Source organism: Micromonospora sp. TSRI0369 (assembly GCF_001905625.1).
Classification (GTDB): domain Bacteria; phylum Actinomycetota; class Actinomycetes; order Mycobacteriales; family Micromonosporaceae; genus Micromonospora; species Micromonospora echinospora_A.
The window spans coordinates 96,722-109,859 of the sequence record NZ_LIVU01000005.1; the positions used below are offsets into that span (position 1 = coordinate 96,722).

Annotated in this window: 9 protein-coding genes and 1 riboswitch; of the genes, 3 read left to right on the top strand and 6 right to left on the bottom strand. The window is 72.5% G+C overall.

Annotation, left to right across the window (positions count from 1 at the left end):
- Nucleotides 1–82: riboswitch (ZMP/ZTP riboswitch) on the bottom strand.
- From AMK25_RS17680 to lanKC, 5 genes are all read right to left on the bottom strand, one after another.
- Nucleotides 81–1,100 carry a hypothetical protein gene (locus AMK25_RS17680; RefSeq protein WP_073829469.1) on the bottom strand — a complete coding sequence of 340 codons (1,020 nt, stop codon included), beginning with the start codon at nucleotides 1,098–1,100 and terminating at the stop codon, nucleotides 81–83. Its footprint overlaps the riboswitch before it by 2 nt.
- Before the next feature lie 31 nt (nucleotides 1,101–1,131).
- Nucleotides 1,132–2,130: a tyrosine-type recombinase/integrase gene (locus tag AMK25_RS17685; protein ID WP_073829470.1), complete on the bottom strand. Its 999-nt coding sequence runs from the start codon at nucleotides 2,128–2,130 to the stop codon at nucleotides 1,132–1,134.
- 583 nt (nucleotides 2,131–2,713) lie between these two features.
- Entirely contained in the window at nucleotides 2,714–3,454 is a 741-nt protein-coding gene (locus AMK25_RS17695; protein ID WP_073829472.1) for a hypothetical protein, read from the bottom strand.
- Nucleotides 3,455–3,589: 135 nt separating this feature from the next.
- A complete protein-coding gene (locus tag AMK25_RS31965) occupies nucleotides 3,590–4,861 on the bottom strand; it encodes an MFS transporter (RefSeq protein WP_073829473.1) in 1,272 nt (423 codons plus the stop codon).
- Between the two features lie 335 nt (nucleotides 4,862–5,196).
- A complete protein-coding gene (gene lanKC, locus AMK25_RS32220) occupies nucleotides 5,197–7,803 on the bottom strand; it encodes a class III lanthionine synthetase LanKC (protein ID WP_073829474.1) in 2,607 nt (868 codons plus the stop codon).
- 285 nt (nucleotides 7,804–8,088) lie between these two features.
- On the opposite strand from lanKC, the gene AMK25_RS17710 reads away from it, so the two are divergent.
- The 3 genes from AMK25_RS17710 to AMK25_RS17720 all read left to right on the top strand — a co-directional run bounded on the left by AMK25_RS17710 (nucleotide 8,089) and on the right by AMK25_RS17720 (nucleotide 10,734).
- A complete protein-coding gene (locus AMK25_RS17710) occupies nucleotides 8,089–8,658 on the top strand; it encodes a hypothetical protein (RefSeq protein WP_073829475.1) in 570 nt (189 codons plus the stop codon).
- A 7-nt stretch (nucleotides 8,659–8,665) separates the two neighbouring features.
- On the top strand, nucleotides 8,666–9,928 hold the full coding sequence (locus AMK25_RS17715) for a sensor histidine kinase (protein ID WP_073829476.1): 1,263 nt from the start codon (nucleotides 8,666–8,668) through the stop codon (nucleotides 9,926–9,928).
- A gap of 98 nt (nucleotides 9,929–10,026) precedes the next feature.
- Nucleotides 10,027–10,734 carry a response regulator gene (locus AMK25_RS17720; protein ID WP_073829980.1) on the top strand — a complete coding sequence of 236 codons (708 nt, stop codon included), beginning with the start codon at nucleotides 10,027–10,029 and terminating at the stop codon, nucleotides 10,732–10,734.
- Between the two features lie 15 nt (nucleotides 10,735–10,749).
- Here the strand turns inward: AMK25_RS17720 and AMK25_RS17725 are convergent, their stop codons facing one another.
- Nucleotides 10,750–13,125, bottom strand: a complete 2,376-nt coding sequence (locus AMK25_RS17725) for an ATP-binding cassette domain-containing protein (RefSeq protein WP_073829477.1) — start codon at nucleotides 13,123–13,125, stop codon at nucleotides 10,750–10,752.
- Nucleotides 13,126–13,138: the final 13 nt, after the last annotated feature.

Consider the following 13,138-nt stretch of genomic DNA (forward strand, 5'->3'; position numbering starts at 1 on the left):
CGCGGAGGCCCAGGCGGTCGACCCCCACGACGAGCTCCCCGATGGTTCACCCATCCCCGTGCCGCCAGTCGCGTTCCCCCTCAGCCTGCCACAGCCTCCGCCGCCACCGCATCCACCACCGACTGCCACCCCGGCAACGCCGCCAGCAACGCGTCCGCCCGCCGCCGCCGATCCGCCGCCGACGCCACACCCAGATCCGCCAGCACCGCCCCGAACGCCCGCTCCCGACCCGGCGCCACCGCACCCAACACCACATGACACCGCGCGTACGTCACCAGCACCCAGAACATCGCCTCCCGATGCCGGCCCGCCGCAATCAGCTCAGCCGCACCGTCGAACACCACCGGACGCCCCGCAGCACCCAGATCCGCCCCGAACGCGAACCCCTCCCGCGGCAGCCGCGCCACCTCGTCGAACACCACCGCCAACCCGGCCAGATGCTCCCGCACCCGCGCCGCGTCCACGCCCACCCCACCGCCGTCGAACGTGTCCAGCAGCTCCGGATACCGATCGGCGAACCCGAACCGCGACAACACCCGCTCCGCCCGCACGTACCGCCGCCGCACCGTCGGATCCGCCAACCCCGCCACCGCCGGCCACACCGCAAGCAACGACGTCGGAAACACCCACGCCAGCACCTGCTCCGCCAACGGCGCCGAACCGCCGACCGCCCGCAACCCGGCCTCGATCCGCCGCCGCACGCCCGCGCACCGCGCCCGCACCCACACCGGATCCGCGAACCCCGCCGCCACCCGCTCCCGCACCGCGGCCAGCCGCCCCGACGGATCCGCGATCACCCCATCGGTACGGAACATCGGCGCGAACACCCACGACCCCAGCACGTCCTCCGGACCACCCAACTCCTCCCAGGTGACAGTGCTGACCTCCAGCAGCACCCCCCGGTGCACGAACTTGCCCACCTTCACGCCGGGATTCCAGCGCACCAGCAACACGTCCACGTCCGACCACGGCGGCAACAGCGCATCGTCCGGCAACCCCACAGTCGAACCGCTGAAGAACGCCCCCTCGATCGACGGATCGACGCGCATCCGCTCCCGCACCCACCCGACCGCCACCGCCCGCGCCGCACCCACCCGCATCCTGCCAGCCCGGCAGACCGCCGCGCGGCCCTCACCGCGGCGGCGTCAACCCCGACAACGCCCGGTTGGTACGGTTCGCCGCCACCGCCGCCCGCTGCTGACCTGCCGTCACCTCGATGTACGTCTGCGACGACGCCAACGACGCATGCCCCAACAACCGCATGATCTCCGCCGCGCTCGCCCCGTCCTCCGCCAACCGCGTCGCGAACGTGTGCCGCAACGCGTGCAACCGGGCGCCCCGCGGCACCCGGTCACCGATGCCCGCACGCCGGTAACACGACTCCACCAGGTACTGCAGCCCGCCCCGCCGCAACGCCTCACCCTGACGGTCCACCAGAAACGGCGCGTCCGGCCGCACACTTCGCGACCCGAACCGGTACCGCCGGCTGTCCAGGTAACCCGCAAGCACCCGGTCCACGGCGTCCTCGATCGGCACCGTACGCGGCCGCCCACCCTTGCCCGCCACGTCCACCCGCCGCTCGCCGTCGCGCCCCGCCACCGAAGACACCCGCAGCGCCAGCAGCTCCGACAGCCGCAACCCCGCGCACAACGCCAGCGCCAGCACCGCCAGGTCGCGCTCCGGCCACGGATCACGCTGCCGGCCCTCCGCGCGCGCCACCGCCGCCAGCAACTCCTCCGGGGTGTCCTCGCCCCGTAGCGGCTTGGGCCGGGGGAGCGGCGTACGTGGTCGCCCCACCGCCGGCATCGGATTGCCCGGTACGACGCCCTCCGCCACCAGGAAAGTGAAGAAGCTGTTCCACGTCGACCAGGCACGATGGACCGACGCGGCGGCGCGGGGAGCGGCGAACCGCGCGAACGCCGCGCGCATCACCCTGGGGGAGAGGGCACCGACCGCCAGCCGGTCCAGGGGGAGGGGAGTGGTGTCACCGTCGGCGGCGACCAGCTCGGCCACTGTGGTCAGGTCCCGCCGGTACGCGGCCAGGGTGTGGGGGGAGGGCTTACGGGTGGCCCGGGCGGTCAGGAACTCCTCGATCAGGACCCCTACCGTTTCGTCCGGTTTGTCATGCATAAGGGATATTATGCATGATTTTCGCGTTCCCGCCAGGGGGCTGCTCCAGGGGGAGTGCAGTCGATCAAGCGATGATCAACTCCACCTCGCCGAGGTTGCGGTAACCCGGGCGCTCCGATGCAGCCACATCGGCGAACTGGCGGCAGTAACACCCGTCGGCACTCGGTCGGGCACCGGAGGGCAGACGGAAGGGCCGGCACCCTCTCTACTCCGGCGATCATGAGGTTGACCGCGGACGCTGTCCAATTTGTCGCCGCCAACCTCATGATCGCCGAATGGTGGAGGGGGGTGAAGGGCGACGCCGGAGGTCGGTGTCGGCCCGGGATCGCGCTCGGGGTGTCCGGTGGGCTGCGGGCGATCGGTGCCTGTCGCGAAACGCCGGCGCCATCGCGCCCGGTGCGGGCTGACGAGCCGGACCGCGCGACGGGTGACGAGATCGAGGCGGGGTGACCTGGTGAACCTCCGGCACCCGGCAAGGCCGGCGTTCGGAGAGGTCAGCCGCCTCGCGTGGGCGCCCGGGGAGGCCCCACCAGAGCGCAACTTGACATAATGTGCATTATCGAATCAGTACAACCAGAGCCGCTCAGGAGGGCTTCACGTCTTCGCCCTCCGCAGCCAGGGCCTCCGACATCGCCGTCAGCACGCCGTCCAACCGTGGCTGGTCACGACCGGCCGGCGTCTCGGGCAGGCTCGCCAGCAACGCGTCCACCTCTGCCTTGAGCGCCTGACGCTGCGACGCGTCGCCGGTGTCGAGCGCCTTCTGCACTCGCGGCATCAGGTCGGACAACAAGCTCAGGCCGTCCATGTCCGGCGCGCCCGGCGCGTCGGGCCGTTCCGGGGCGCGCTGCCGGACGTCCGCGAAGCGGCTTCCTCCGAACCGGGCCAGGGCGGCCGCCACCTCGTCCGCCGGTTGCTGCACCTGATCGAGGTCGAGCAGCACCAGGGCCGGGCGGCCGTCGACGGGGCTGCGGCCGGTGAGCCGACGATCGATGGTCGAGGCGGTGGCGGGCACCAGCAGCACCGACGCGGCTCGCTGCTTCCGGCCACCGGACGGTAGTGGCTGGTCCAGGACGACGGCCTCGATCTCGGCCCACGCCACCATCCGGTTGAGCCCGGCGACCCGCAGGTCAAGCCCGTCGGCTCCGATGCGGAACCGGAACGGCCTGAGCTGGTAGGCGACGAACACGCCGGCCGACACCAGCCACAGCCCGAGAAGGATCCATCGTCCGGTCGACGGGGACGTCAGATACAGCAGCGGAAGCACGCCGACTCCGAAGACCGTGAGGCCCTTCCACAGCGTCTGTCGGCTCCTACGCAGCTCCATGCCGGCACCTCGTCCCTTGTGGCCTGTCCTGGGAGGGGCCTTACATGGTGGCACGGACGGTGCGCTGTCGTGATCATCCGAACGTACCCGGAAAAGACCGGCGCCTCTCCCCTGCCTGCCGGTATGGAGATCGACTCAGACCGGCTGCGGGTCGCGCCGCTCGGCCTCGCCGGGCTCGGGCTCCGCGACGTCCTCGACGGCGCGCAGGTCGGGCATGGCGCGCACGGCGGGTGCGACGGCCGCGCCCACGGCGAGCGTCAGCATGACGGCCGCGAAGCTGCCGAACACCACCGGCGCCGGTACGCGGTCGATCAGCAGGCCGGACAGCGCCGGGCCGAACGGCGCCACGATCAGCGCGATGAAGCTGGTCGCGGCATGCGCTCTCCCCTGCAGGTCGCCGGGGGTCAGCAGGGTCTGGAGGGTCAGCATGCTGATGTTGGCGGCGGGTACGACCAGGACGCAGGCGCCGGCCAGCGCGCCCAGGACCAGTCCGTTGTCGGTGGTGGCCATCGCGGCGGTCAGCACAGCGCAGGCCCAGACGACGGCGAGGATCAGCCAGCGGGTGGGTACCCGGGCGGTCAGCCAGGACGCGACGAGTGATCCGGCGACGGCGCCGAGCCCGACGCATGCCATGACGGTTCCGGCGGACAGTCCGGAGGCGCCGTTGCGGACCGGCACGACGATGATCGCCAGCAGGACGCCTGCGAACGCGAAGTTCAGGACGGCGCCGCAGAGCAGCGTGAACCGCAGCGACGGTTGCCGCCACAGGAACCGGACCCCGGCGACGGCCTGCTGGGGCAGGGACTCCCCCGGCCTGGTCAGGGACCGGCCGAGCGGGCCGCGTAGCAGGGCCACAGCGACCAGGGAGACGGCGTACGAGATCGCGTCGACGAGGAACGGCAGTGCCGGTGCGAGACCGAACAGGAAGCCGCCGAGCGGTGGGCCGGCCAGGTGTACGACTCCGTTGCGGGTTTCGTTGAACACGGTGGCCGTACGCAGGTCCCGGGCCGGGACGACGGCGCGGGTGGCCGCCGCGGCGGCGGGTTGCAGGGCGGCGCCGAGACCGGCGGTGGCGGCGGCGAGGACGGCGATCAGCAGGACGGGCGCGTGTCCGACGAGGGCGAGCACTGTGACGCCGGTGACGGCGAGCAGCGCGCCGCCGTCGCAGCAGAGCATGAGGATGCGCCGGTCGCGGCGGTCGGCGAGCAGGCCGGCGGGCAGGAGTACGAGGACCAGGGCGATTCCTTCGGCGAAGGCGACGAGGCCGGCGTCGGTGGCGGAGCCGGTGGTCAGCAGCACGAGGAGCGGCGTGGCGACGGCGGTGACCTGGGTGCCGAGTTTCGACGCGGTGCGGGCGACGGTGATGAGGAGGAAGTCGCGGTTGTGTCGCAGGCCGGTGGGCGGCATGAGGGCTCCGTGGGCGTGGTGGCGGGCGGGAGGTCGGCTCCACCGGCTGTGGGGCGGGTTGACGACGGACCCGGGCGGGCGGTGGCCGCCCGCCCGGGTCGCCAGGCGGATCAGGTGTGGCTGGGGCCGGTGGCCCGTTCGCCACTGCCGTCTCAGCCGTTGCAGCAGGCGATGCTGATGCTGCTGGACTGCGGCGGGACCGCGTGGCGGGTGCCGTTCTGCGTGGCCATGGCCTGCAGGTTGAGGAGCTTCGTCATGGGGGTTCACCTCCTTCTCTGGTGTGGTGGGGTTGACCGTCGGTGGTTCCGACGGGGTCTGTGGGCGCCGGCCGGGGTTCAGCTCGCGGCGAGGAGGTGGCCGGTGGGCGCGACGTGGGTGGGCGCGTCGAGGAAGGGCAGTGTCACTGCGGTGCGGTGCAGCGCGGCGTGTATCGCGGAGAGGATTCCGGCGCCGCCGGCGGCGAGGTCGGTGGAGATGCGCAGCAGGGTGTCGCCGGGGAACGCGAGCCGGCCGTCGAGGGCGTAGGCGTGCCAGGCGAGGCGGGCCAGGTGCGCGGGGACGTGGTGGGGCGCGTCGTCGCGGACGAGTCCGAGGGGACCGTGCGGGGTGGTGCCGCGCGGTGGGTCGTCGGTGAGCAGTGCGGCGGTGGCGAGTAGTCCGGCGCGGCCGTGGAAGAGGCCGGGTAGCAGGACGAACTCGACGTCGATGGTGCGGCGGACGGTGGTGACGACGTCGCGCAGCCACTGGCGTTCGCCGTGGCGGAGCAGTGTGTGTGCGGCGACGGCGATGCCGGCGCTGCCTTCGTCGAGGTAGAACAGCCGTCGTGCGCCGTCGCGTACGTGGAGGTTGCCGTTGTCGTCGCGGACGGTGTGCTGCAGGTCGCGGCGCAGGGCGGTGCGGGCGGCGCGTAGCCAGGCGGGGTCGCCGGTGGCTTCGTGCAGGCGGGTGAGGAAGATCGCGGGGCCGGACCAGCCGTGGAGCAGGCCGGGGCGTGCGGGTTCGGGTACGGGTTGCTTTGTGTCGCCGGTGAGGGTGCGGGCGAGTCGGTCGCCGATGTGCAGGGCGTCGTCGGGGGCGGGTCTGCCGGGGCGGAGCAGGGCGAGTCCGATGCCGGCGAGGCCGCTGTGCAGGCCGGGGCCGTAGCGGTGGTGAAGGCCGGTGCGACATCGGTCGAGCAGTTCACCGGCGTCGTCGTGGCGTCCCGTCCGGTCGAGGAGCGCGGCGATGCCGGCCAGGCCGTCGTAGAGGCCGAGGTGGGCGGCGGGCAGGCGGCGGGCGGCGCGGGTGAGCCAGTCGAGGTGTTCGTCGCGTTCGGGGTAGTCGACGCCGGTGTTGACGAGTGCCCAGATGACGCCGGCGGCGCCGTGCGCGAGGGTGGCGCCGCCGTGCGGGAACTGGCCGGGGTCGCCGGGGAAGAGCCGGTCGGTGCGGTGCGGTGTGGCGGTGGCGCGGATGCCGGCGGCCAGTGAGTCGATCAGGCGGCGCTGGTCGGCGGGCCAGGTAAAGCGGGTGACGCGGCGGCGGCCGGGCGCGGGCGGGTTCAGTGCGGTGTGCAGGTCGTCGCGGATGCGGTCGAGGTAGCCGGGCGGTAGCGGGAAGCGTCGGGCGACCGTGAGGAGGTCGTCGAACTTCTCGTCGCACAGCGCCGCGAGTGGTGTCAGCGGTACGAAGACGGCGAGGCGTAGGCAGGCGAGCGCGTAGGTGTCGACGGCGGGGCCGCGGCGGATCCGGGGTGTGGCGAAGCCGGGGTCGCCCAGTGACGGGGTGAAGTCCTCGTCGGCCAGGTACGCCTGTTCGAAGTCGACGAGCACGACGCGGCCGTCGGGGCGGATCATGACGTTGGCGGTGTGCAGGTCGCCGAAGACCACTCCCCTGGCGTGTACCTGGGCAAGGGCGGCTTCGACCTGGTCGATGACGTCGAGTGCCCAGGCGGTGTAGTCGGTCAGGTCCTGGTGGGTGGGGTCGGGGTGGATCAGCGGGTGCCGCATGGCGAGGTGGTGCTGGAGGGTGTCGCCCTCGATGTGCTCCTCGACCAGGAACTGGTGTTCCCACCAGGTGAGGCGGTCGAGCAGTTGTGGGACGCAGTCGAGGCCGGCGAGCCGCCGCAGCATGGTCTCCTCGCGGCGTAGGCGGGTGAGCGCGTCGGTGCCGGCGCCGTCGAGGCCGGCGTGCGGGCGGGCTTCCCGCAGGACGACGGTGCGGCCGTCGCGCAGGTCGGTGGCGCGGTAGACGCCGCCGGCGTTGGAGTGGTGCAGGGCTTCCTCGATGCGGTAGGGCGGTTCGTCGTCGGTCTGCGCGTCGACGGCGGCGATGTGTTCGGCGACGAAGTCGGGTACGGGGGCCCAGTCGGGCACTGTGAAGACGGGTTCGCGGCGGTCGGGGACGAGGGTTCCGTCGGGGCGTGTGACGGCGGGGACGGGCTGGTCGCCGTCGACGCACCAGAGTTCGGCGAATCCGCCGTAGCGCAGGTAGAGGGGGCCGTCGTGCCAGCGCAGGTCACTGAGGACGTACGGGCCGCGGTAGCCGGCGAGCTGGGCGCCGAGGTCGTCGAGGATGCGGCGCAGGGCGGTGTCGTCGGCCGGGTAGAGGGCGGCGAGTTTGCCGCTGCCGGCGCGGTGGGCGTACTTCTCGTTGTTGACCAGGGCGAGGCGGCGGCTGCGCTGGAACTTGAAGGCGATCCGGTGGCGGACGCAGTGCTCGCGTACCAGGTCGAGGGCGTCGGCGGCGTCGTCGAGGTTGACCGAGACGTGCACCTTCCAGCCCTGCTGCGGCAGCTGCGCGTGCGGCGGGTGCCACATGATCCAGCCGCCGTGTTCGGCGACGCGCCAGCCGTCGGGCGGGGTCTGGTCGGCCAGCGGGAACCGGCTCGCCGTGTCGGCGACGTGCGCCGGTGAGTCGACGTGGACCGGGTCGGCGATCAGGAACGCACCGGGCGTGGGCATGGCAAACCTCGCGGCCGTGACGGGTTGGGAAGGGTGTCCGGGGCGTTCGGTGTGTTGCCGCCGTCGTCCGGACTGGTTCCATCGTGGTGGTCACCGGCCGGTCCTGGCGTCCGGCCGTGGGGCGAGGTTCGGTGTCCGTCCCTGCCCGGTGGTGGGCGTCGGGGGTCCGTCTGGAAGGTGACACCGGATGTCACCCGGTACGGGGACGTCCGGCGGGCCGGTGTGGGCCAGAATTTCTCGCGTACGCGGGCTGTTCGCCCGCAATTCCTTCTGTGGAGGTCCGTGATGAGAACCGAGGTCCAGTCGCCGCCGGTGGTGGTGTTCCTGCAGGCGCAGCGGCCGGCCGGGTGGGTGACAGTGGCGCGTGGGGTGCCGTTGGACGGTCGGCGTTGTCTGCTGAGGACTGTCGGTGCGGGCCGGGCCCGGTCCGGCGACGCGGTGCGCCTGGTGGGTGTGGCCGGCGGGGATGCGCGGTCGCTCACTGTCGCGGAGGTGTCGGTGCTGCACCGTGACGACGCGGACCTGCTGATGGTTTCCCTCGCCGGCGCGACGGTTCCGGGTGGCTACGGCACGGACGCCTCGGCGGTGCGGCGGGTGCTGGCGATGCTCGCCGACGACGCGGACGGGCGGTGGCGGGTGGCCGTGGACGCCGCGGCCGACGTCGTGGCGACGGTGGTGCTGGCCGGGGCGGGCCGCGCGGGTGAGCCGGGGCGGCCGGCGGTGCCGGTGACCACGCACCGGGTGAGCGCGGCCACGCCGCCGCCCGACGGTGACGGCGGCGGTGATGACGACGGTTCTCCGCTGTCCTGGACGTGCCGGTTGTTCGGGATCGGCTGCCCCGCCGAAGACTCCTAGCCCGCCGATGACCTCGGTGACCGGTGCGGTGGCGCCGTCTGCCCCGGCGCGGGCGGCGAGTTGGTGGCGTCACGATCTTCTGCTGCTGCCGGTGCTGGGCCTGCTCGACCTGTTCACGGCGTCGTCCGTGGTGATCCAGAGCGAGCCGGTCGGCCCGGCCCGGCAGTGGCTGCAGGTGCTCGCCGCGGTGCTGTCGGTCGGCGCCCTGTGGTGGCGGGCCCGGGCGCCGGTCGCGGTATTCGCGTTCGAGTGCGTGCACGGCGCGGTGATGTGGTTCCTGCTGCACGACTACCGGCCGTGGGTGGGCCTGATCGTGGCGCTGTACACGGTGGCGGCGCTGCGGCCACTGGTGGTGTCGGCGGCGGCGTACGCGGCGGCGTGCGCGCGGAGCCTGCTCAGCGCGTTCGACTCGTTCCGGGTGGAGCCGAGCCCGGGCGCGCGGGCCGGGGAGTTCGTGGTGACCGCGTTGATGTTCGCGCTCATCTACGCGGCCGCGTGGACCGCCGGGTCGGTGGTGCGGCGGCACCGGCGGCGGGTGGCCCAGCTGGAACGGGAGCGGCGTGTGGCGCGGGCGGAGGCGGTGGCGTTGGAGCGTCGCCGCATCGCCGCGGAACTGCACGACGTGGTGTCCCACTCGGTGACGGTGATGGTGTTGCAGGCCGCCGGGGCGGCGCGGATCAGCGCGTCGGATCCGGAGCGGACCCGGGAGGCGCTGCTGCACATCCAGCAGGCCGGGCAGCAGGCGATGGCGGAGTTGCGCCGGCTGCTGGCGGTCATGCGGGCCGAGTCGGGTCCGGCGGCCGACGGTGAGCCGGGTCCGCAGCCGCGGCTGGACGACATCGAGGTGCTGCTGACGTCGATGCGGTGCGCGGGGCTCACCGTGACGATGTCGGTGTCCGGCAGTGCCCGGCCGCTGGATCCGAGTATCGAGCTGGCGGCGTACCGGACGGTGCAGGAGAGCCTGACGAACACGCTCAAGCACGTCGGCCGGCGGGCCTGCGCGACTGTTCATTTCGGGTGGCAGGAGCGGGTGCTGTTGCTGCGCGTCGACGACGACGGCACGGGCCGCGACCCGGGCGCGTCGGCGGCGGGACTGTCCACCGGCAACGGGCTGGCCAGCCTCGCCGAACGGCTGGAGCGTGTCGGCGGTCGCCTGGTCGCCGGGCCGCGTCCCGAGGGCGGGTTCCGGGTGAGCGCGACGCTGCCGGTCGCGCAGCGCGGCGACCTCGTGGCGGCCTCGGGTGACGGCGGGGCGCCGGCTGTCGGGTGAACGCGTGTCCGCTGTGCGACATCGGGCTGGCCGACGGCGGCGACGTCGATGATCATGTGGTGGGGCCGCTGTCACGGCCGCCGACGACGGGAGCCTTCATGATCCGGGTGCTGCTCGCCGACGACCAGCCGCTCGTACGGGCGGGACTCGCGATGCTGCTCACCAACGAACCTGACATCGAGGTCGTCGCCGAGGCCGACGACGGGGCGCAGGCCGTCGAGGTCAGTCGCCGGCTGCGCCCGGACGTGGTGCTGATGGACGTGCGGATGCCCGGCACCGACGGGCTGGCCGCGACGAGGCTGATGGCCGACGAGCAGCTCATCGACGATCCGCAGCGGCCGGTACGGATCATCATGCTGACGACGTACCACGTGGACGAGGCGGTGCACGCCGCGTTGCGGGCGGGCGCTTCCGGTTTCGTGCTCAAGGACGCGGCGCCCGCCGAGCTGGTGTCGGCGATCCGGGCGGTGGCCGCCGGGGAGGCGTGGCTGGATCCGGCGGTGGCCCGGCGGCTGCTCGACGACCTCGCCGCCCGGCCCGACCCGGGACTGCCCACTCCGGTGCAGATGCGTGGGCTCACTCCGCGGGAACGGGAGGTGCTGGTGCTGATGGCGTACGGGATGTCGAACCGGGAGATCGCCGAGCATCTCGTGCTCGGCGACGCGACGGTCAAGACCCACGTCAGCCGGGTCCTGACGAAGCTGGGGATGCGGGACCGGACGCACGCGGTGGTGGCCGCGTACCAGTGCGGCCTGGTGGAGCCCGGCACGGCACCGCCGGCCCGGATGGCCGGCCTGTCCCGCTGAGGTCCGGTGTGGCGCTCACGCGCCGACGTAGTCGGCGAGGTGTTCGCCGGTGAGCGTGGACCGGGCGGCCACCAGGTCGGCCGGGGTGCCTTCGTAGACGATCCGTCCGCCGTCGTGACCGGCGCCCGGCCCGAGGTCGATGATCCAGTCGGCGTGTGCCATGACCGCCTGGTGATGCTCGATCACGATGACGGACTTGCCGGCGTCGACGAGCCGGTCGAGCAGGCCGAGCAGCTGGGCGACGTCGGCCAGGTGCAGGCCGGTGGTGGGTTCGTCGAGGACGTACACGCCGCCCTTGTCCCCCATCCGGGTGGCGAGCTTGAGCCGCTGCCGTTCCCCGCCGGACAGCGTGGTCAGCGGCTGGCCGAGCGTGAGGTAGCCGAGGCCGACGTCGGCGAGCCGGTCGAGGATGGTGTGGGCGGCCGGGGTGCGGGCCTCACCGTCGCTGAAGAACGTCTCGGCCTCGTCGACGGACATGGCGAGGACCTGGCTGATGTCGCGTCCGCCGAGGTGGTAGTCGAGCACTGCGGGCTGGAACCGCTTGCCTTCGCAGTCCTCGCAGGTGCTGGCGACGCCGGCCATCATGCCCAGGTCGGTGTAGATGACGCCGGCGCCGTTGCAGGTCGGGCAGGCGCCCTCGGAGTTGGCGCTGAACAGGGCGGGTTTGACGCCGTTGGCCTTGGCGAACGCCTTGCGGATGGGGTCGAGCAGGCCGGTGTAGGTGGCCGGGTTGCTGCGGCGGGAGCCGCGGATGGCGGTCTGGTCGACGCTGACGACGCCCTCGCGTTTGGCCAGGGAGCCGTGGATGAGGCTGCTCTTGCCGGAGCCGGCGACGCCGGTGACCACGACCAGGACACCGAGGGGGATGTCGACGTCGACGTCGCGCAGGTTGTGGGTGCGAGCGCCGCGGATCGGCAGGGCGCCGGTGGGCGTACGCAGCTTGTCCTTGCAGGTGGCGCGGTCGTCGAGGTGACGGCCGGTGGTGGTGCCGCTGGCGCGCAGGCCGGCGACGGTGCCTTCGTAGCAGATGGTGCCGCCGGCGATGCCGGCGCCGGGGCCGAGGTCGACGACGTGGTCGGCGATGGCGATGGTCTCGGGTTTGTGTTCGACGACGAGGACGGTGTTGCCCTTGTCGCGCAGTTGCAGCAGGAGGTTGTTCATGCGGGCGATGTCGTGCGGGTGCAGGCCGATGGTGGGTTCGTCGAAGACGTAGGTGACGTCGGTGAGGGACGAGCCGAGGTGGCGGATCATCTTGGTGCGCTGGGCCTCGCCGCCGGAGAGGGTGCCGGCGGGCCGGTCGAGGCTGAGGTAGCCGAGGCCGATCTCGACGAACGAGTCGAGGGTGTCCCCCAGCGCGGTGAGCAGCGGGCCGACGGAGGGTTCGCGCAGGTCGCGTACCCAGGTGGCGAGGTCGCTGATCTGCATGGCGCAGGCGTCGGCGATGTTGATGCCGTTGATCTTCGAGGAGCGGGCCTCGGGGGCCAGGCGGGTGCCGTCGCAGTCGGGGCAGGTGGTGAACGTGATGGCGCGTTCGACGAAGGCGCGGATGTGCGGCTGCATGGCGTCGACGTCCTTGGCGAGCATCGACTTCTGGATGGCCGGGATGAGGCCGGTGTAGGTGACGTTGATGCCGTCGACCTTGATCTTGGTGGGTTCCTTGTGGAGCAGGTCGCTCAGTTCCCGCTTGGTGTAGTCGCGGATCGGCTTGTCCGGGTCGAACAGTCCGCTGGATCGGAAGATACGGCCGTACCAGCCCTCCATGCTGTAGCCGGGGATGGTGATGGCGCCCTCGTTGAGGGACAGCTTCTCGTCGTAGAGGACGGTGAGGTCGAAGTCGGTGACCGCGCCGCGGCCCTCGCAGCGGGGGCACATGCCGCCGAGGCGGTTGAAGGTGCCCTTCTTGGTCTGGGTCTTGCCGGGGCCGCGCTCGACGGTGATGGCGCCGGCCGCGCGTACGGAGGGGACGTTGAACGAGTACGCGTTGGGCGGGCCGATGTGGGGGTCGCCGAGACGGCTGAACAGGATGCGCAGCATCGCGTTGACGTCGGTGGCGGTGCCGACGGTGGAGCGCGGGTCGGCGCCCATGCGTTCCTGGTCGACGATGATGGCGGTGGTGAGGCCCTCCAGGACGTCGACCTCGGGCCGGGACAGGGTGGGCATGAAGCCCTGGACGAAGGCGCTGTAGGTCTCGTTGATCAGGCGCTGCGACTCGGCGGCGATGGTGCCGAAGACCAGTGAGCTCTTGCCGGAGCCGGAGACGCCGGTGAAGACGGTGAGGCGGCGTTTGGGCAGTTCGACGTCGACGTGGCGCAGGTTGTTCTCGCGGGCGCCGAGGACGCGGATGACGTCGTGGCTGTCGGCGCGGTGCAGGCCGGCGGTGGCCTCGCTCATGATCTCTCCGTCC